General features: G+C 63.9%; 17 protein-coding genes and 1 pseudogene. 11 read left to right on the top strand and 7 right to left on the bottom strand.

What is annotated here, in order from left to right; genetic code table 11:
• The first annotated feature begins 118 nt into the window (after positions 1 to 118).
• Entirely contained in the window at positions 119 to 1,252 is a 1,134-nt protein-coding gene (locus tag BN60_RS04940) for a hypothetical protein (RefSeq protein WP_020694890.1), read from the top strand.
• On the opposite strand, the gene BN60_RS28595 is transcribed toward BN60_RS04940, so the two are convergent.
• Positions 1,249 to 3,528 carry a serine/threonine protein kinase gene (locus BN60_RS28595; RefSeq protein ID WP_020694889.1) on the bottom strand — a complete coding sequence of 760 codons (2,280 nt, stop codon included), beginning with the start codon at positions 3,526 to 3,528 and terminating at the stop codon, positions 1,249 to 1,251. The two genes, BN60_RS04940 and BN60_RS28595, sit on opposite strands and share 4 nt — an antisense overlap.
• A 129-nt stretch (positions 3,529 to 3,657) precedes the next feature.
• Between BN60_RS28595 and BN60_RS04930 the strand changes: the two are divergent.
• Both BN60_RS04930 and BN60_RS04925 read left to right on the top strand, forming a co-directional pair.
• Positions 3,658 to 4,127: pseudogene (locus BN60_RS04930) on the top strand (SRPBCC family protein).
• 127 nt (positions 4,128 to 4,254) lie between these two features.
• Positions 4,255 to 5,127, top strand: coding sequence for an FkbM family methyltransferase (locus BN60_RS04925; RefSeq protein WP_020694888.1), 873 nt, complete (start codon positions 4,255 to 4,257; stop codon positions 5,125 to 5,127).
• Here BN60_RS04925 and BN60_RS04920 read toward each other — a convergent pair.
• Both BN60_RS04920 and BN60_RS28590 read right to left on the bottom strand, forming a co-directional pair.
• On the bottom strand, positions 5,124 to 5,627 hold the full coding sequence (locus BN60_RS04920; protein WP_083855959.1) for an arsenate reductase/protein-tyrosine-phosphatase family protein: 504 nt from the start codon (positions 5,625 to 5,627) through the stop codon (positions 5,124 to 5,126). The genes BN60_RS04925 and BN60_RS04920 overlap by 4 nt on opposite strands.
• The gene (locus BN60_RS28590; RefSeq protein ID WP_215905882.1) at positions 5,624 to 7,744 is read right to left on the bottom strand and encodes an ATP-binding protein; all 2,121 of its coding nucleotides are present in this window, start codon (positions 7,742 to 7,744) and stop codon (positions 5,624 to 5,626) included. Before BN60_RS28590 ends, BN60_RS04920 begins: the two co-directional genes overlap by 4 nt.
• A gap of 285 nt (positions 7,745 to 8,029) precedes the next feature.
• Between BN60_RS28590 and BN60_RS04910 the strand changes: the two genes are divergently transcribed.
• The 3 genes from BN60_RS04910 to BN60_RS04900 all read left to right on the top strand — a co-directional run bounded on the left by BN60_RS04910 (position 8,030) and on the right by BN60_RS04900 (position 9,814).
• Positions 8,030 to 8,776 (top strand): response regulator, encoded by a 747-nt coding sequence (locus BN60_RS04910; RefSeq protein ID WP_177324761.1) that lies wholly within the window; start codon positions 8,030 to 8,032, stop codon positions 8,774 to 8,776.
• 74 nt (positions 8,777 to 8,850) lie between these two features.
• The gene (locus BN60_RS04905) at positions 8,851 to 9,321 is read left to right on the top strand and encodes a response regulator (RefSeq protein WP_020694884.1); all 471 of its coding nucleotides are present in this window, start codon (positions 8,851 to 8,853) and stop codon (positions 9,319 to 9,321) included.
• Positions 9,322 to 9,424: 103 nt separating this feature from the next.
• Complete coding sequence (locus tag BN60_RS04900; RefSeq protein ID WP_020694883.1) at positions 9,425 to 9,814, top strand: response regulator; 390 nt, start codon at positions 9,425 to 9,427, stop codon at positions 9,812 to 9,814.
• 128 nt (positions 9,815 to 9,942) lie between these two features.
• Here the strand turns inward: BN60_RS04900 and BN60_RS04895 are convergent, their stop codons facing one another.
• On the bottom strand, positions 9,943 to 10,479 hold the full coding sequence (locus BN60_RS04895; RefSeq protein ID WP_020694882.1) for a hypothetical protein: 537 nt from the start codon (positions 10,477 to 10,479) through the stop codon (positions 9,943 to 9,945).
• Between the two features lie 208 nt (positions 10,480 to 10,687).
• Between BN60_RS04895 and grrA the strand changes: the two genes are divergently transcribed.
• From grrA to BN60_RS04880, 3 genes are read left to right on the top strand one after another with little or no spacing between them, the layout of a single operon-like run.
• Positions 10,688 to 11,068 carry a GrrA/OscA1 family cyclophane-containing rSAM-modified RiPP gene (gene grrA / locus BN60_RS30730; protein ID WP_020694881.1) on the top strand — a complete coding sequence of 127 codons (381 nt, stop codon included), beginning with the start codon at positions 10,688 to 10,690 and terminating at the stop codon, positions 11,066 to 11,068.
• Positions 11,069 to 11,077: 9 nt separating this feature from the next.
• The gene (gene grrM / locus BN60_RS04885; protein ID WP_083855957.1) at positions 11,078 to 12,289 is read left to right on the top strand and encodes a cyclophane-forming radical SAM/SPASM peptide maturase GrrM/OscB; all 1,212 of its coding nucleotides are present in this window, start codon (positions 11,078 to 11,080) and stop codon (positions 12,287 to 12,289) included.
• Positions 12,286 to 13,020 carry a hypothetical protein gene (locus tag BN60_RS04880; RefSeq protein ID WP_020694879.1) on the top strand — a complete coding sequence of 245 codons (735 nt, stop codon included), beginning with the start codon at positions 12,286 to 12,288 and terminating at the stop codon, positions 13,018 to 13,020. The genes grrM and BN60_RS04880 overlap by 4 nt, the downstream gene beginning before the upstream one ends.
• A 33-nt stretch (positions 13,021 to 13,053) precedes the next feature.
• Here the strand turns inward: BN60_RS04880 and BN60_RS04875 are convergent, their stop codons facing one another.
• Positions 13,054 to 13,791: a bestrophin-like domain gene (locus tag BN60_RS04875; protein ID WP_020694878.1), complete on the bottom strand. Its 738-nt coding sequence runs from the start codon at positions 13,789 to 13,791 to the stop codon at positions 13,054 to 13,056.
• Positions 13,792 to 13,839: 48 nt separating this feature from the next.
• Between BN60_RS04875 and BN60_RS04870 the strand changes: the two genes are divergently transcribed.
• Positions 13,840 to 15,342 (top strand): amino acid permease, encoded by a 1,503-nt coding sequence (locus BN60_RS04870; RefSeq protein WP_020694877.1) that lies wholly within the window; start codon positions 13,840 to 13,842, stop codon positions 15,340 to 15,342.
• On the opposite strand, the gene BN60_RS28585 is transcribed toward BN60_RS04870, so the two are convergent.
• Together BN60_RS28585 and BN60_RS04860 are read right to left on the bottom strand one after the other, a co-directional pair.
• On the bottom strand, positions 15,328 to 16,815 hold the full coding sequence (locus tag BN60_RS28585; RefSeq protein ID WP_020694876.1) for a M23 family metallopeptidase: 1,488 nt from the start codon (positions 16,813 to 16,815) through the stop codon (positions 15,328 to 15,330). The genes BN60_RS04870 and BN60_RS28585 overlap by 15 nt on opposite strands.
• Positions 16,816 to 16,898: 83 nt before the next feature.
• Complete coding sequence (locus BN60_RS04860) at positions 16,899 to 17,333, bottom strand: tetratricopeptide repeat protein (protein ID WP_215905881.1); 435 nt, start codon at positions 17,331 to 17,333, stop codon at positions 16,899 to 16,901.
• A 140-nt stretch (positions 17,334 to 17,473) separates the two neighbouring features.
• On the opposite strand from BN60_RS04860, the gene BN60_RS04855 reads away from it, so the two are divergent.
• Entirely contained in the window at positions 17,474 to 17,869 is a 396-nt protein-coding gene (locus BN60_RS04855) for a VOC family protein (protein WP_020694874.1), read from the top strand.
• The last annotated feature ends 42 nt before the right edge of the window (positions 17,870 to 17,911 follow it).

Here is a 17,911-nt window from a genome sequence, read left to right as displayed (position 1 = left end):
CCGTTACACAACGCCCCAGCGGTTATTTGGATGCAAGACCTTGGTGTGTGAAAACTTCATCTCGGCACAGAGTGAACGATCTCGCGGTCTGGCGATAATGGAAATGGGAGAATTCTCAATGGCAAGAGTGACGCGCACACTCCTGGCCGGCTCGGCTGCCATCGCTGCGACAGCCGCTCTGGCGACCGGAGGTTACAGCCAGACAGAACGACCAGACCAAGACCGCTGGCGGCAATACGAGGGCCTTACGGCTCTCGAGATCCCATTCGCCAACGGACCGATCTCGATGGAACACGTGCCGCAGGTCTGGTTGAAACTCAATGGTGCGCGGCCACGCTGGTTCGGCATGGATACCGGCTCGACGGGTATCGTCACGTCGGCTGAGCATTTCGCGCCGGGGCCGGGCGATGTGGCTCAGGGACCCGGGCGGCTGGTCTACAACAGCAGCGGTCGCATCCTGAACGGCGAGCACTATCTCACCGACATCGTGATCCAGCGCGATGCGCATACGCCCGTTGCCACGGCGCGCGTGCAGGTCCTGCGTGTTACCCACATCACCTGCCTGGAGCACGCCCGCGATTGCCGACCGGAGCAGAACCCGCGCAATGTCGGCTTCATGGGCGTCGGTTTCGATCGCGATTCCGCGCAGGGCACCACTGTCTCGGCGCCCAAGAACCCCTTCGTCAGCCTCACGTCACTGGCGTCGGGCCAGCCGGTCGGCCACGTACGTCAAGGTTATGTGATCACCCGCAACGGCGTCCATCTCGGCATGACCCCCGAGCTCACCCGCCATATGGCGTTCGTCAAACTGACGCCGAAGGCTCATACGCCCGGCGTGCCGGACTGGAATGGTGCGCCGCTGACCATATCCGTCGATGGTCGGGAGGGACGCGGCACCATGCTCATGGATACCGGCATCAACTACATGTTCCTCTCGCCGCCGGCAGGAACGCGGCTGGAGCGCGGTCACGCTGCGCCGGAGGGCACACGGATCGACCTCTACATGCCGGACAGGCAGCGGCCGCAACCCGCGCACTACCATCTGACCGTCGGCCGTCGCGGCAATCCGCTCCATCCCGAAAAGGTCGAGGTGGTGAGAGACGCAGGCGTCTTCGTGAACACGGGCCGCATGTTCCTGCAGGGCTTCGACTATCTCTACGATGCAGCCGGCGGCTATGTCGGATACGGCTGGAATGGCCGCGTCAGTCACGAATATGGCGGCGTCACACCGGGTGTTTCGGCGGCCCGCTAACGCACCTTGGATAGGTCGAGCGTGCACTGATCGTCTGGCGGCCCTGGCATGCTCTTGAAGTCGGAGCGTGCAATTGTCGTTGCCGAAATCCGGTCGCCCGCAATCGTGCCGAAGAAAGTCCCGCTGAAGCTTCGTATCGGATCGGGGACTGTCCATTTGACGCTGGCAGAGTAGCGTGTGCCGCTGATGGTCATCGAGAAGGCCACGCTGTCTCGCGGACCGCTCGTCACCTGGCCGCCGGTCGCCGAAAGATCGAGAGGCAGGCCATTGCCCGGCCATGTCGCGCATTTGATGCGGCCCACCCAGCGCGCGGTGTCGACAGGTGGGGCCGGCGGTGCGGCAACGATCGACGGTGCCGGCTTTGCCGCAACCCGACCCACCGAGGACGATCCGACGAGCGCCAGACTCGCCCCACCTCCAACACCGACTCCGGCCAGTTGAATCAGCAGGCGGCCTCCGTCGAGCTTACCTTTCACCGTGAGCGGCAATTTTTGGCAAGTCGCGTCGAAGGTCGTCGCCTCGCCGGAAACATCACCAGCCGGCGTGACCCGGATCGAGATCGGGCTGTTGCCGCAGATCGTGTTCTGCAGGCTGCCGCTGCCGACTCCGCTTGAAATTTGAAGCGATACCTGACGGGGCCCATGATCCCCCGGGCGCGCGCCCATCTGATCGTAGGTGCCACCATAGGCGCCATCGAAAGCAGCAATCGCTGCGGCGACGGCGCCGTGCGCCCTTGCCTCTTCAGCTTTGCGCAGCGCCTCGGCTTCTGCGCGCTGCCGCTCGGCCTGCGCCCGAGCCAACGCCTCGTCGGCCCGGTGCTTCGCCTCGGCTTCCGCGGCAGCCTTCTGGCGTGCCACCAGCTCCGCATTCTTCAAGGCGGCGATCTCGGCCTCCGCGCGGCGCTGTGCTGCTTCCGCTTCGACACGCTGGGCTGCAGACTCCGCCCCGCTTTGCATCTGCTGCCGACTGGCTTCGATCTCGCCACGCAAGCGGCCCAGCTCCTGCTCGGCCGACTGAAGTTGTTGCTGTGCTTTCGCGAGGTCGGCATCGGCCTGTCGCTTGGCCGCGCTATCGACGTCGGCCTTACGCCGGGCCTCCTCTTCGAGCCGCCGCTTCTCTGTCGCCGCCGCATCGGCAGCGCGCCGCTCCGCCAGAAGACGTTCGAGATCCTCGGTCCTCATATCCTGAAGGGAGAGGGCCTGAGGCGACGGAGGCCGCGACGTCAGCGTAAGGTAGGTCCCGCCGGCAACAAGGAGCAATGCTGCCACGGCCCCTCCGGCATAGAGGCCGATACGGCGTGGCGCTGGCGAGGGCGACAGCGCCGAAGGTGCAAGGGCCGACACCCGAGGTCGCATCACGATGGTTGCCTCGGGATCGAACGCCGAGATGAGCGTGCGCCAGGAGCCGATCGACTGTGGACGATCGGACGCGCGTACGGCCAGCGCGGCATCGAGACCTGCCAGAAGGCCGCGCGAGAATTCCGGATCGGCGAGACGGGTAAGCGGCTCGTATTGATCGTCGAGCATGCGATCGATCGCGCTGGGCGGCGCCTTGCCGGCGATTGCGTGGTAGAGCGTCGCCGCGAGGCCATAGATGTCCGTCCAGGGCCCCTGCTCGGCAGAGCTCATCTGCTCGGCAGCCGCGTAGCCGGGAGTGAACACGGCCGTCATGGTCGCCATCCGCCCGGTCATCGCAGCCCGCGCGGCGCCAAAGTCGATCAGTGTCGGATTGCCCTGTTCATCCAGCATGATGTTGGATGGCTTGATGTCACGATGCAGGAAACCTGCAGCGTGAACCTGCTCGAGGCCGTCGAGCAGCGTCCACAGAATCCGGTCGACGGCGGGCGGGTCGAGCCTTCCGACCGACTTCAACCGCTTGTCGAGCGTATCGCCCCGGATCAGTTCCATGACGATATAGGCGGTATCGTTGAGTTCGAGGAAATCGAAGACCCGCACGATTCCCGGCGCACGGTGGAGCGTGGCCAGTGTGCGCCCCTCGGCGACAAAACGGTCGCGCCCACGGGTGAAATCGTCGACAACCCTGGTCGAGCGCGGCGACACGGTCGATCCGCGCTGCCGTATGGCAAGCGACGTCGGCAGGTACTCCTTGACGGCGACTTCACGGCCAAGCTGGGCGTCGCGGGCATGATAGGTAATGCCAAAGCCACCCTGCCCCAACACGGCAAGCACTTCGTATCGTCCGATCTTCGTGCCCGCTGGCAGGGCGGCGAAATCGACGTCCGGTGCGCCGCTCCTGTCGGATCCGACCTCGACCATGTGCCGAATGTCCCCCTGTCTGGAAGGCTAAGTTGCAGGCTGCAGGCACGCAAAGAAAAAAGCTGTTCCAGATGTCGGATGTCCGCCCCGCCATTCGTCCTCGGGACTAGAACCTCGACTGGAGCCCCAATGACCGCCTCTTCCACCGCCGACCGAGAACTGGTGCTGACCCGCCTGATCGATGCGCCTCGCGAGAAGCTCTACCGGGCCTGGACCGATCCTGCCCTGCTGAAGCAATGGTTTGCCCCCCTGCCCTACACGACGCCGGTGGCCGAACTCGACGTAAGGCCGGGCGGCGCCAATTTCATCGTGATGCGCGGGCCCGATGGCCAGAACATGCCCAACCGGGGCGTCTATCTGGAAGTGGTACCGAACGAACGAATCGTCGTCACGGACGCCTTCACGACGGCATGGGAGCCGTCCGAGAAGCCATTCATGACGTTGATCCTCACCTTCGAGGACGAAGGCGGCAAGACCCGCTACACCGCAACGGTACGCCACTGGACGGTCGAGGACCGCGAGGCGCACGAGAAGATGGGCTCCATCAAGGCTGGGGCATCTGCGCCGACCAGCTCACGGCGCTTGTTGCAAAGCTGTAGAACCTGAGACGCTGCCGCCCGCAGCCGAACGGGCGGCGGCAACAACGTCGCCGGGGCCGGTAAGAGTTCGCCCAAAGCGCCCGGAAGCGGGCTCGGTTATCAAGGCATGCCACTGTAAGGTGGCGTCATGATCAGGCTGCTCCATAAGGCTATCATTGGCACCATCAGGCGCCTGCCGCTGCGGGCGGCCTGTTTCGTCTTCCGCGGATACAACAAGGCGCTCCGCCTGCTGGGGCCAGAACACGTCGCAACGACCTTCTTCGGCGCGAAGCTTCACTGCAGCACCGAAGATCTCATCCAGCGCATGATCCTGCATTTCGGCGTCTGGGAGCCGGACGTATCGCGGGTGATCGAGCAAAACCTCAAAAGCGGCGACGTCTTCGTCGATATCGGCGCCAATATTGGCTACGACACGCTGCTGGCCTCCGCCCGCGTCGGTCGCGCCGGTCAGGTCGTGGCGATCGAAGCGTCGCCCCGGACATTCGCGTTATTGCAGAAAAACCTCGCGCTCAACCCCGCCTCGATAAATGTGCGCGCAATCAACGCCGCCGTTTCCGACAAGCCTGGCACCCTCGAGCTTTACGAGATCAGCAGCGCCAATATCGGCGCCGCGACGACTCTCGCCTCGCGCGGCGGCACATTGATAGCCTCGGTCGAAGCACGACCGCTGGACCAGATCCTGACTGCCGACGAAATCCAGCGTCTTCGGCTCATCAAGATGGACGTCGAAGGAGCGGAGCCGCCGATTCTTCGGTACATCCTCGGTCAGCTTCATCTCTATCCGCAGACCATGGACATCGTTGTCGAGGCAAGTCCGCAGGATGATCTCGCGGCATGGCGAAATGTCTTTGACGGCTTGCGGACGGCTGGCTTTTCCGCCTGGGTGATCGACAACAGCTACGAACTCGAATGGTACCTGCGCTGGCGCCACCCTACGGCGCCGCGGCGGATCGAAACCATGCCGCCGCACCAGCAGGATCTCCTGTTCACCCGCCGCTAGCCTGCGGGCCCCTGCCCCGATGATTTCTGCAAGGCCTGGACGATATTCATCATCAGGCCAGCACAGCCCTTCTCGATCAGGTCGAGCGCCCGCTCGTAGTCAGCGACGCTGCCGCCGTAGGGATCGACGATGTCCGTTGCGCCAGCCTCATGGACGTGCCGCAGGAGGAGTTGCGGCCGGTCGGTGCAACCAGCCGGCGCCATCCAGCGCATCGCAGCGAGGTTGGTCCGATCCATGGCAATCGGATGATCGTAGCGCGCCAGATCGTCCGGCTGCAGCGACCGTATCTTTACCGCACCGAGCATGTAGCCACGTCGTTCGGTGACCTCGTGCGCCAACAGCGACGGCGCTTCGCCGACATGGCCATCGAACGTTCCAGCACTGGCGACGTCGAACAGGTGTTCGATCCGGCCTCGCCGCGCGAAGGTACGGAACACACTTGCCGCCATTGGCGCGCGGCAGATACCGCCGGTAGATACAAACAGAACGCCGATCGTCATACCTGAGAGCCGCAGGACATGTTGTCGGGCAGGTCAATCTGGAAAATGGCGCCTGCGCCGCTCGGCTCCAAGGTCAAGCTTCCGCCTGCATCGCGCAGAATGCCATAGGCAACGGCGAGGCCTAGGCCCGTAGCCTGGCCTTCGGGCTTCGTCGTGAAGAATGGTTCGAAGATGCGCTCGCGAATCTCTTCGGGGACACCCGGCCCATTGTCGGCAATGCGCACCCGCAGGTGGCCATCGGCACTCCGCCCGGCCGAAACGTCGACGACCTTGTCACTTTGCGCGGTATCGCCGAGTGCATCGCGGGCATTACCGAGCACGGCAACCAACGCCTGCTCGATCAACGGCTGGTGCCCTACCACTACAAGCGGTTCCTCGCCCAGCTCGTGCCTGAGGACAATACCGGCAGTGCGATAGGGCTGTCCCATGAGGGCGATTGCGCCGAGGCAGGCGTCGCGCAGATCGAAGGGTCGCGGGCCTTCGCGGGTCGAGCGGCTGAATATGCGCATGCGCGAGATAACGGCAGCGGCCCGATCGACCTGGGCCATGATCCGGGTGAGTTTCGCAGCCGCGAAGTCGCGGAACTCAGCATCCGACATCGCCGGGATCGGCTCCTCGGCATCTTCGTCACCGGCAGCCGCCGCGGGTAACTCGGATTCCGCCTCGGCCAGAGCATTCTGCGCAGCCATGCGGATCACGTTCAATGGCTGGCTAAGCTCGTGCGCAATGCCTGTCGTGATCTCCCCCAGTGTCACGAGCTTTCCCGACAGCGCAATCGCACGCTCTGCTTGGTGACGGAGCGTTTCGTCATGACCGACCAGGATTACGCTCTCACCGCTGTCGGGCAGCGATTGCCGCGACAGAGAAAAGCGCAGCCGCCGCGTCCGATCACCCGGCTGCAACAGGCCGAGATTGATCTCCGCGGTAGGCACCTTGCCGTTGATGAACGTGAGAAGCGGCTCGACGCCTTCGAGAGCAGGATTAAAGAGCGCGTCCGCCACGGCGCGATCCGGCCCGGTCCCGAGCAGGCGGCGAAAGAGCGAATTGGCATGAACGACCTTGCCATGCCGGTCTACGACGGCGGTCATTGCCGACGGCGTATCGACGATGGCCGCTAGCACTTGCCGTTCCGAAGCCTCACGTGCAGCCGCACTGGTCCGCTCGATCAGCCTCGCCATGAGCACGCCCGCCAAGACGGTGAGGACGGTCAGCAGAATGCCGATGCCCACGATCAGCAGGTTGCGATCATGCCATGGCGTCAGGAAGGCGCTTTCCCCTACCGCGACAGTGACATAGGCCGGAAAGCCTTCGAGCTTGGTGGCAACGACGATGCTCGACGGATGCCCCCCTGCATAAGACGGAAACGATCCACGAGCCAGAACGGCGTTCCCGGATTCGCCTGTTTCGATCAGCCGTTGAGGCAGCGTCTGATCGAAGCGCGATCCGAGCTTCTGATCGGGGAGATTTGTGGCCAGCAAGGTGCCGTCATTGCGAAACAGCGCCAGCGAACCGTCGGGACCGAGAGCGACGCGATTATAGAAGGCGGCAAAGAAGTTGGCTTCGAGGCCTACACCTACAACGCCGAGCAACTCGCCCTTGTCGGATACGATCTTACGCGCGATGTAGAAGCGCGGGTGGCCGGTTATCACACCAGTCGACGTCCCGCTCAGTGCCATGGCTCCAGGTTCGATGGCGATCCTGAACGAATCCCGTTGCGCAACATTGACTGCGGCCGGCGGCCACGCTCGCGTCGCGTTCACGACATCGCCGTTGGCGGCAACGATCAGGGCGATCCCGATTTGCGGCTGCCCCAGGATGCGATCGCGCATCGCGTCGTAGAAGCGCTTCTCGCCCATGACCTGACGAAATTGGTGCTCGGTCTCGATGCGCTCCTCGGCGATCCAGTCGACCATGCTTTTTACAACCAGATCCGCCGCACCCTGCGTCTGAGCTGCATGCGCCGCCACCGCGAGAGCGATGTTCTCCGCCGATGTCTTCCAGCTTTCGACGGCACGTCCGTAGTTGTCCTCGATGATCAGGAACACCATGGTCCAGACCAGCAGAATGTGCAGCACACCGGCAAGCAGGGTACGCCGAGTGCTCGCCGACCCGCTCACGAGACTCAATGCACGTCTGTGTGCCGGCCGCTCTTCGCCCTGTTCGGCTTCCCCCAAAGACACCGCCATCCCCCCACATATGCCATTATCGGGCCGCCGCCACCCACAAAAACCCAAACAAATCGCTCAACCCTTGCGGAATGTACCTCGAACCGGGCAATTTCAGCGGTACACCCCGATTCCAATCGCCTCCAATTTGGAGGTTAAGCCACTGTCTGCAAGAGAGCCCTGCCGTACATGACAAGTTCCGGCCGTCCGGCCCGCCCTTTTCGCAACGTCGATGCCATGGTGGTCGACGACGATTCGGCCGCAGTCGAGGAGCTGGTTGAATGCCTCGCCAAGGCTGGCCTTTCCTGCCTCTCGGCAGGCAACGGAGGGCTGGCGCTGCAGCTTTTGGCAGAGGGAAATCGCGCAAAGGTTGTAGTTTCCGATCTGCGTATGCCCGAACTGACCGGACTGGAGTTTGCCGAACGCCTCGGCCGGCTGGACGACGACGACCGGCCGGAGGTGATTTTCGTAAGTGGCCATGCAGGGTTCGACGATGCCGTCGAGGCAATCCGCCTCGGCGCCCGCGACCTGCTCACGAAGCCCGTCGACGGGCCGAAGCTGGTGCGCGCCGTGAAGGCGGCGCTGCTCGCACGGCAGGCCCGCCAACGGGCAAATCCGTCGACCGAAGCGTTCGCTGACGAACCTTGTGGCCGCAAGCGGGCCGCGTTGAAAGACATGCGGTCAATGCGCAAGATGCGCAGTCAGTATTTTCCCACCGAACTCTTCTCCGATCCGTGCTGGGAAATGTTGCTCGACCTCTACGACGCCCGATTGGCGGGAGCCGAAGTCACCGTCACCAGTCTGGGTGCTGCGTCCGGCGTGCCCCTGACGACAGCCCTCCGCCGCATGGAGCAGCTGATGGCCCATGGCCTCATCGAGCGCTCCGGCGACACCGGAGACAAGCGACGTACCATCGTCCGCCTGAGCCAAGAGGGGCTCAATGCCGTCGAGCAGTTCTTCGATACTTACCTGCGCCGTAAGTGAGCATCAGCCAATCCCTCCGATCCGGAGGCGATCTGTCGTGAAAAGTACATCGAGATCGTCCTATATCGTGCACCATGTCTCTCGACGATCAGGGCGTAGCATCCTTCCTGACAGACGTCCTCATTGTGGAAGACGATCCCACGCAGGCTGAAGAATTGGCCTGCTACCTTCGCCGGGCACGTCTCAGGGTCGAATCCACGGTCAGCGGCTCGCTTGCCATCCACACGATTGCACAACTGCGGCCCAAGGTGGCGCTGATCGACTACAATCTGCCCGATCTCGATGGCGTGACCGTCGCCGAGCGCATCAAGCGGCTCAGTCCCGGCACGGCCATGATCGTGATGTCGGGCCGCATCGACAGGCTATCGGACCACACTCTTGCCAACACCGGCATTTTCACCTTCATGAACAAGCCTGTGGCGCTGGGTCCGTTGCGCAGTGCCGTCCTGACTTTGATCCGTACGACGACACGGACTGGCTTGCCGCCGCCCTTGCCCAAGAAACGGTTGCTAACGCTGCCCTTCGGCTCCTTCAGCCTCACCTGAAGCAGCGCCAAGGTATTCACGTTTGAGAGGGTGCAATTCTTGACTCGCGCTGGCGCGCGAGGCTTCACTCAGTGCACGTTCTATTTGAAGTGGTGTCGCTCTGATGACCCGCGGGGTGGCTGTGCGGATACTTCTTGTCGAGGATGACGAGGATCTCCGGACGGAAATTCGCGAGTACCTTCAGCGCCGTGGGCATGACGTCACGGCGTGCGGGTCGCTCGACGATGCCCGCTCGGCTGTTCGTCGCCTTGCCGCATGCGGCATGGCCGCCGAGGCAATCGTTTGCGACGTCAACCTGCCTGACGGCAATGGCATCGACTTTTATGCGGCCTCAGCTGCAGAACTCCCCGCTTGTCGCTGGGTTTTGATGTCCGGCGCGCACGATGCCGCGAGGATCGACGGGCTGAGCGCCGGGAAGGGCCTGCCGCGCTGCACCATCGTCGAGAAGCCGATGTCGCTCCGGATCCTGAACGGCGCCCTCAATCGGATATGATCAACCGGGAAGCGGGCTCTTCTGAAGCGCATGGATGTCCGCAATCTGCGCTTCGAGGGCTTGGATACGCCCCTGCCGTTCGCGGGCGACGCTTCTTCAAAAGACGCGGCACGGCCCCGAGCCCTCGTTCATCTAGCTCTCCATAGGTCGATCACCGGCCCACGAGGCCCCAACACAGGATCCTTCTCCGGCAAGGGCACCGCGGCGACAGAGCGCCGAGCCACCTCGCTGTCGACCTCTCCAGGTCGCTTCTGGTCGAATTGGCCGTTGCGCGGGTAAGCGCCCACCACCAGGAGATCGGCGCTGGCGTCGAGCCGCTTGTGGCCGGTGCCGGCCGGCAAGACGACGACATCGCCCGCGGCGACGGTAAGAGGCCGGCCCTTGGCTCCGCCGAACTCGACAGTGGTGCGGCCGCGCGCAATCCCGAGCACTTCGTGCGTCCCTGTATGGAAGTGCAGGAAAGGGTAGATCCCGTTCCGCCAACCATCGGACCAGCCATTGCGGGCAAATGTCCGTTCGAGCCACCCCGCCGCATCGTCGACAGCCTGGTCCGGGACCACACCGCGATAGACAACCAACGGCAGCCGCGGATTGTTGGGCGTCTCGTCATCGCCTTCGAAGCGAAATGTCTCGAAAGTGTATTTTCCGGTCGGGTCCGCGTTCATGACGGGAATTGCATACCGCTTCGCCTCGATTGGCAAACACCTCCGCGAGGTCGGCCAAGATCGCTACTCCATTCATTTCCGGTCACTCCCTCGGACCTTCGGGGAGATCGATCGGTTGGAGCGAGGCGTACATCTTCAAGGCGACGTTTTCATTTGCGAATGGATTGCGGGTCCGTCTAACGTTATCTGCCTTCACGGGGGAGTTCATATGGCCCAGGATCGTCGTTCACTGCGCGCACTGGCACAGCTTCTGCCTTCCGGGGCGCTCGGTCTGTCGGTCACCCTGGCGGCCGCCGATGCCGCCGCCACGGCCACCCCGGCACCGGACGACAACAAGAAGAGCGGTTCCGTCGCCGAGCGACTTCAGACCATCCGCAACGACGTCTCCGGCGCCATCGAGCAATATCGCAAGGACGGCGAGCCGTTTGTCGCCGTCGACCCGGAGCAGCTTGTCGCTTGGTGGGGCAACGGCGGCTGGCGCAACGGCGGTTGGCACAACTGGGGCAATGGCTGGCACAATGGCGGCTGGGGCAACGGCGGCTGGCACAACTGGGGCAACGGCTGGCACAACGGCTGGCATAACTGGTAATAGCCGCCGATGCCTGCCACGCCTGAGATCGGCATGGTGGTCGTGCAGCCGACGGCGTTCTGCAACATCGCCTGCACCTATTGCTACCTGCCGGACCGCTCCAACACACACGTGATCGCCCAGTCGACGGTGACGCGGCTGTTCGAGGAGATTTTTGCGTCTGGCTGGTCCTGCCCAGAACTCATCGTCGTCTGGCATGCCGGCGAACCGCTGGTGGTGCCTGTCTCTTTCTACGAGGAAGCCTTCTCCACGATCGACCGGCTGCGGCCGGCGAATGTTATCGTGAAGCACTCGTTCCAGACCAATGGCATGCTGATCGATGCCGATTGGTGCAGGCTCTTCAAGCAGTGGAACGTCGGCGTCGGCGTCAGCCTCGATGGTCCGCGCGACTTGCACGACCTGCATCGCAAGACACGCAGCGGCAAGGGGACATTCGACAAGACGATCGCGGGCGTCCGCACCTTGCGTGAAAACGAGGTGCCCTTTCACGTCATCTCGGTTCTGTCGAAGGCGAGCCTCGACATGCCGCACGAGCTGCTCGACTTCTACCTTACCGAAGGCATCGACCAGGTCTGTTTCAACGTCGAGGAGTCCGAAGGCGACCATGTGTCGAGCCTGTTCCACGGCCCGGCGCTGCGTCAGCGATATGCGGCTTTCCTGAGGACTTTCTGGCATGAAGCACGCCGCAGCGGCCGCGTCCGTTTCGTGCGCGAGATCGATCTCACCCTGCCGCGGGTGTTCCGCCCGGAAGGCGCGCCGACGCGCAATATCCAGGTCGAACCGCTCGCCATGCTGAACGTCGACAGCCATGGCAATGTCTCGAGCTTCTCGCCCGAGCTGTTGGGGCTGAAGAACGAGGCCTACGGCGACTATCTCCTGGGCAATATCCGTTTTCAGTCGATGGCCGAGATTCGCGACGCCTGCCTCGCCTCGCCGCTCTATCGCGATATCAGCGAAGGCGTACGGGCCTGCCGCGCCGCCTGCGACTACTTCTCCGTTTGCGGTGGTGGCGCGCCGGTCAACAAGCTGTTCGAGAATGGCAGCTTCACCGGCACCGAGACGTCCTACTGCACACTGACCCAGATGGTACCGACCGACCTGATCCTCGAGGCCTATGACCGCCTCGAAAAGGGTTGGGTCGCCGCTGAACCCGCCACAGTCACTCCGCCTCCGCCCCTTCCGAGCGGCCAGACCGCCGCGCAGCCCCCGAGGATGCCATGACACGAACCAAGCTCTTTGCCCTCGCCTCGCTGGTGGCCGCTGGCTCAATGCTGGGGGCCGCGCAGCTCAGTGCCCAGCAGGGGCCGCCGCAAGGCGCGCCGCGTGGCGGGCCGGCCACGCCGCAGGAAAGCGGTCCGCCCCAGAGCCAGCCGCCCGGACAGCCCGAAGGCCGTCCCTATCCGGTCATGTTCGTGACCAGCGTCGAGCTGCTGCGTTCCGAGCGCACCGGCGGCATCGACATCGTGCGTGCCCGCGCCCTGGTAAGCTCCAACTCCTGGACCTCGCCGCACCTCCTGCCCATTACCGTAGGCAAGGGCATCGACGGCATGCTGGACCTGATCTTCCAGGCGAGCGCTCCGCCCAGCATGTCGCCGCTCGGCCCCTTCATGATGGTGGAAGCCTTGCTGCCGCTGGGTGGTGGCCATCCCTACAAGGGCATCCGTGTCCGCTCGGGCTACAACTCCGTCACGCTAAAAACCTTGCCGGGCTTCGCAGAAGCGACACCGCCCAAGGAAGATTGCGAGAAGTGCCTCGGCAAATACTTCCAGGCCAAGGGAGCGGCGGCGCCGGCCGGCCAGGCGGCAGGCAATATCGTGCGCGAGGAAGACCTCCCCTATCCGCTGCGCATCATCCGCCCGAACGACGGTATCCCGAGCTACGAGTACGATCCCAACCGGCTGACACTGCTTCTGTCCGAGTCCGGTCAGATCGTCGACGCGGCCTGGGACTGACCCGAGCCGCACCGACCTTCCGAACTGCGTGCATTAGAGTGGTGGTAGCGCGTTGCGTAGCGGCGCGCTGGGCACCTGCATCAGTCCGTCGAACGGCTGGCCCAGCTCCAGGATCAGATAGATCGCGCTGGCTGCCGACAGGGCGCAGAAGAACAGCACGCAGAGAAGCGTCGCGTTGGGCGCCGACGACATGGCAAAAGTCGCAAAGATGAAGCAGAGCCAAAGGATCAGCAGGAAGACGAACGGCTTGGACATCGAATCCGAAGGGTGAGATTGGAGCGATAGCTGGATCTGGGCGAGCGCGGTGCTCGCCGCCAGAGCGCGGGCCTGCCAAACGCCCTGCGGATCCTGTGTCACGAGCTGGCGCAGCTTGCCGACCACACCGATCTCCTCGGCAACGGCCTTTGTGGAATTGCCCGCCTCGGACTGCCAGATCGAGTCGGCAAGGGTCTTCACATCCTCACGAAGCAGATGCCGCAACGCCGCTCCTTCCTCGCCGACCCCCTTCAGGATGCGGTCGAGCTCGATCACGTTTGCCGTGAGCTGGGAAATCTGGCTGCCGGTCGCCTCGTAGGAAGCCCGGGTCGAGGCAAACAGGAGCGCAATGACCAAGGCCGACATCGTCCCCACAAGCGCCGTTGCAAGCTTGATGACCTCCTTCGAATCGCCGCTTAGATGCCGCTCTGGCAGCCGATAGCGGAGGAGCAATCCCAATCCGGTGCTGAGGAGAATCAAGGCGAAGGCGATCAGCACAATGGCAACGGCACTCACGTCTTCGACCTCGTTCCCTATCTCGATCTCCGCTTAGTATAACCGCGCATGAGTTCAACCGGCACGCCCTACCAGACCGTCCCTGTCGACTACTTCTCGCGCCGCGGCCTGCGCCGCTACGCCGGCGTCTTCTCGCTCTGGGCTCTGGGGGTAGGTGCCGTCATTTCCGGTCACTATTCGGGCTGGAACCTGGGCCTCCTGGCCGGCGGCTGGGGTGGCTATGCGCTGGCAGCCCTGGCGATTGCCGCCATGTATCTCGGCTTGGTCTTCTGCATTGCCGAAATGGCAGCCGCCCTGCCCCATACAGGCGGCGCCTACTCCTTCGCCCGGGCCTCGATGGGTCCCTGGGGCGGTTTCATCACCGGCCTTTGCGAGAACGTCGAATATGTTCTCACACCGGCCGTCGTCGTCTCCTTCCTTGCCACCTACCTGGCCGCCGTCTTCGACACCCCGACCGCGTGGCTGCCACTCTACTGGATTGCGGGATATGCGCTCTTCGTGGCCCTGAACATCCTGGGCGTCGAGCTGTCCTTCCGAGTCACGGTGGTTGTCACCCTGGCCGCCCTCGCCTGCCTCGCCGTTTTCTGGGTTTCGGCGTTGTCCGTCGCCGACTTCAGCCGCTATGCACTCAATATCGGCGCAGGCCCCGACGGCAGACCTGTCGAGCTGCCCCAGGGGAATGGCCCGCTGCTGCCCTTCGGCCTGCAGGGTGCCCTGGCGGCCCTCCCTTTCGCGGTCTGGCTGTTCCTTGCCATCGAGCAGCTCCCGCTCGCCGCCGAAGAAGCGATGCAGCCGAGCCGCGATATCCCGCGCGGCATCGTGGCCGGGCTACTCACGCTGTTCGTCTCCGCGGGCCTCGTCGTCTGGCTCAACGCCTCCGTAGCCCCGGGTGCCTTCCAGCTCGCGAGTTCGGGAGAACCGCTGCTCGACGGGTTTCGCGCCACCTTCGGCGGCAGCCTCGCGAAGCTCCTGGCGCTGGTCGCGTGCATCGGCCTGATCTCGAGCTTTCACACCATCCTGTTCGCCAAGGGCCGGCAGATCTATTCGCTGTCGCGCGCGGGATATTTCCCGCGGTTTCTGTCGATCACCCATCCGCGCCACAAGACTCCATACGTCGCCCTGATTGCCGGCTCGGTCGTAGCACTTGCCCTGATGCTCGGGCTCTGGTTTGGCATGGGGGCCGACAGGGGCGCGGCGGTCATCCAGGGAATGCTGCTCAACATGGCGGTCGCCGGCGCGATGCTCTCCTATTTGCTGCAAGCCGTGAGCTTCCTGGTCCTGCGTGCGCGACTGCCCGGCCTCCACCGCCCCTACCGATCGCCGATGGGCGTCGGCGGTGCGATCGTCACCATCGTCATCGCAGCCGTGACCCTGGTCTACCAGCTCCTCGATCCGGTTTTCGTCTCGGGCGTGCTGGGCGTCTGCACATGGTTTGCGCTAGGGATCCTGTGGTTCTCCCTGGTCGGCCGGAACCGGCTGGTGCTGTCGCCGGAAGAAGCCTTCGCTCTGAAGGTACGGCAGCCGTCGAAACAAGCCTCAGTCGCCGACTGAAACGACCGCCTTCGCTTCGCGATCGCGTTCGGCGATGCTCCCGGCGACCTGCTTGCGGAATTTCTCAAGATCGGGACCACGCAGCTGAGCCCGTTTCAGGTCGGGATGCGTGATGGGATTCACCGGCTTGCCCTCGGCCAACAGCTCGAAATGGAGATGCGCACCTGTCGACCGGCCGGTGCTACCGACGAAGCCGACAACATCGCCTTTCGATACCATCATTCCCGGCTGCAGCCCTTCCGCAAAGCCTGCGAGATGACCATAAACGCTGGTCACCTTGCCGGCATGATCGATACGGATCCAGTTGCCGTAGCGGCCGTTGGGAGCGGCGCCAACGACGATACCGTCGGCCGCAGCATGAACAGGCGTGCCTGCGGGCGCAACGAGATCGACGCCCTCATGCATGAACAGCGAGCGGCCACGCGCTGGCGGTGACAGGATCGGCGCCATGGGCTTCGCCCCGCCATAGGCAGAGAGCCCGAGCGACGCGCCGAGCGGCGTGGCGACGTTGACCCGCGGCATGTCGTGTGCGCCGCCGGTCGGCAGTCCAGGCGGCGGTCCAGACGGCTTGGCCGACCGGCCTTGTGTCGGGCCACCGGCGCCTTGCGGCTTGCCGGCATACATCGGCGGCGGCTGATCGAACGGATCGGCCCGCAGGCCGAAGCCGGAGGAAATCGAAACCGTGTCGAGTGGAAGCCGGACCGACGGCGGCGTCGCGGCATGGCCGTTCGTCATCCAGAAGCGCTCGGTCTTGTCGCGCGAACGGAAGCGATGGATTGCCACCATGCCTTTGGCGGTGCGCAACTCCATCCACAAGACACGGCCGACATCGAGCGGCGCTCCTGCGGCTGTGAAGCTCTGCTCGAAGCGCACGTAGAACTTGTCGCCGTCCCGCGAGTTGCCATCGAGGTCCACCGCGGTGGCCAGCGCTTCGAGTGCCTCGAGCATCGCAGGCGCCGGCACACCGGCCGCCGCCGCCGACGCCGCGAGCGAACCGCCCACGACAACCCCTGTCACGCCGCGCTCACGCTGGAACGGCAGATAGGCCTGCAGCCGTTCCTCGTCCTTGCCGTCTCCCAGCAGGCGCTCTTCCTCTTCGCGGCCATAGGCCAGCACGCTTTCCGAAACGGGTTCTGTCGAAACGGGTGGCGGAACAGGATCGGCAAGAACGATCTGCGGCTGCACATCCTCCGGTTCGACGTCGAACGTTACGGCCCGTGCCAGTTGGTCGTCGACCGAAACCAGACGGATGAACTGGAGGTGGTCGGTAAGCCCGGCTGTTGCGGGCGGTTGATCGACCGGCTCGTGGGCCAGCAGAGCCGTCTCGATTCCCGGTACATCCCGCTGCGCGCCATGATCAGCATGATCGGAAGACGCCGGCTCATGCCGCGGCTCCGCGGATGCGATGCCGGCGGGCATCGATCCGACGAGCAGCGTAGCAATAGAAGCCGCAACGACCGAGGACCGTTTCATGCGTTCCAGTCTAGCGCCAATTGGATCAAGTGCCGGTAACATCGCCGTGGCAGACGACCCGCCCGGCGACCCTAGCCGCGCCGTCAGCGCTTGGAAACCACTGGTTTCCAGGCTTTTGCGCGCCTTTCGGCCTCCGAGATTTGCGCAGGCGTCATGCGCGCTTTAAGGGTTGCGAGGTCCTTGCGCGCCTGATCCAGGCGCTCCTGATTCTTGACCGTGTAGCGATCGATGGCGAGCGAGAGCCACTTGTAGGCCTCGACATCGTCTTGCGGCGGAATACCCTCCCCGAAGCCCAGCATGAAACCGATGTCGTTCTGGGCCCTGGCATAGCCCTGCTGGGCTGCCTGCAGGAAAAGCTTTGCGGCTTCCTTGTGATCGCGCGGCACGCCTTCGCCGCTCCAATACATGGCCCCCAGCAAGGTTTGCGCCTCGGCATTGCCCTTCGCGGCCCAGACCTTCCAGATGCGGACAGCCGTGGCCATATCCTTGCGCTCGTAAGCGCCTGCAGCCTGCTTCATCTGCGCTTCAAGGGACTGCGCCATCGCGGGAAGAGCAGGGGCCGCAAGAAGGAACGCGAGCAGGACCGTCGGGATTATCTTCATGAGCGTCATGGTATGACGGCGCCGTAAGGATTCGACAAGACAGGAAGGAGATATGAATGACGGCAAGGATCACGACCTTCTTGATGTTCGACGGTCGCGCCGAAGAGGCGATGAACTTCTACGTCACGCTCTTTCCCGATTCGAAGATTGTCGGCATTACACGCTATGGCGCGGAAGGCCCGGGTGCCGAGGGTTCGGTGATGCACGCCGTTGTGAATCTTGCCGGCCAGCATCTCATGTTCATCGACAGCGCCGTGAAGCATCCCTTTACCTTCACCCCGGCGATCTCCCTTTACGTCACCTGCTCCTCCGGAACGGAAATTGCGATCCTGGCCGAAAAGCTGGCCGATGGTGGCGAGGTCATGATGCCGCTCGATGCCTATCCATTCAGCCGGAAGTTCGCCTGGATCGCCGACCGATTCGGCGTCAGCTGGCAGCTCAATCTTCCCTGACGGCCAGCTCTTTCGAGGCTCGCAACCACGCCGCCCGGCGGG

Source organism: Reyranella massiliensis 521, from assembly GCF_000312425.1.
In the GTDB taxonomy this organism is placed as follows: Bacteria; Pseudomonadota; Alphaproteobacteria; order Reyranellales; family Reyranellaceae; genus Reyranella; species Reyranella massiliensis.
The sequence above is the reverse complement of the archived record's forward strand: the minus strand, read 5'-3'. Positions and strand labels throughout refer to the sequence as shown.

What these genes read in the sequence shown, in the direction of transcription:
- BN60_RS04940 (WP_020694890.1), top strand. Translation starts at nt 119, where the DNA reads ATGGCAAGAGTGACGCGCACACTCCTGGCCGGCTCGGCTGCCATCGCT.
- BN60_RS28595 (WP_020694889.1), bottom strand. Translation starts at nt 3,528, where the DNA reads ATGGTCGAGGTCGGATCCGACAGGAGCGGCGCACCGGACGTCGATTTC.
- BN60_RS04925 (WP_020694888.1), top strand. Translation starts at nt 4,255, where the DNA reads ATGATCAGGCTGCTCCATAAGGCTATCATTGGCACCATCAGGCGCCTG.
- BN60_RS04920 (WP_083855959.1), bottom strand. Translation starts at nt 5,627, where the DNA reads ATGACGATCGGCGTTCTGTTTGTATCTACCGGCGGTATCTGCCGCGCG.
- BN60_RS04910 (WP_177324761.1), top strand. Translation starts at nt 8,030, where the DNA reads ATGGTGGTCGACGACGATTCGGCCGCAGTCGAGGAGCTGGTTGAATGC.
- BN60_RS04905 (WP_020694884.1), top strand. Translation starts at nt 8,851, where the DNA reads ATGTCTCTCGACGATCAGGGCGTAGCATCCTTCCTGACAGACGTCCTC.
- BN60_RS04900 (WP_020694883.1), top strand. Translation starts at nt 9,425, where the DNA reads ATGACCCGCGGGGTGGCTGTGCGGATACTTCTTGTCGAGGATGACGAG.
- BN60_RS04895 (WP_020694882.1), bottom strand. Translation starts at nt 10,479, where the DNA reads ATGAACGCGGACCCGACCGGAAAATACACTTTCGAGACATTTCGCTTC.
- grrA (WP_020694881.1), top strand. Translation starts at nt 10,688, where the DNA reads ATGGCCCAGGATCGTCGTTCACTGCGCGCACTGGCACAGCTTCTGCCT.
- grrM (WP_083855957.1), top strand. Translation starts at nt 11,078, where the DNA reads ATGCCTGCCACGCCTGAGATCGGCATGGTGGTCGTGCAGCCGACGGCG.
- BN60_RS04880 (WP_020694879.1), top strand. Translation starts at nt 12,286, where the DNA reads ATGACACGAACCAAGCTCTTTGCCCTCGCCTCGCTGGTGGCCGCTGGC.
- BN60_RS04870 (WP_020694877.1), top strand. Translation starts at nt 13,840, where the DNA reads ATGAGTTCAACCGGCACGCCCTACCAGACCGTCCCTGTCGACTACTTC.
- BN60_RS28585 (WP_020694876.1), bottom strand. Translation starts at nt 16,815, where the DNA reads ATGAAACGGTCCTCGGTCGTTGCGGCTTCTATTGCTACGCTGCTCGTC.
- BN60_RS04860 (WP_215905881.1), bottom strand. Translation starts at nt 17,333, where the DNA reads ATGAAGCAGGCTGCAGGCGCTTACGAGCGCAAGGATATGGCCACGGCT.
- BN60_RS04855 (WP_020694874.1), top strand. Translation starts at nt 17,474, where the DNA reads ATGACGGCAAGGATCACGACCTTCTTGATGTTCGACGGTCGCGCCGAA.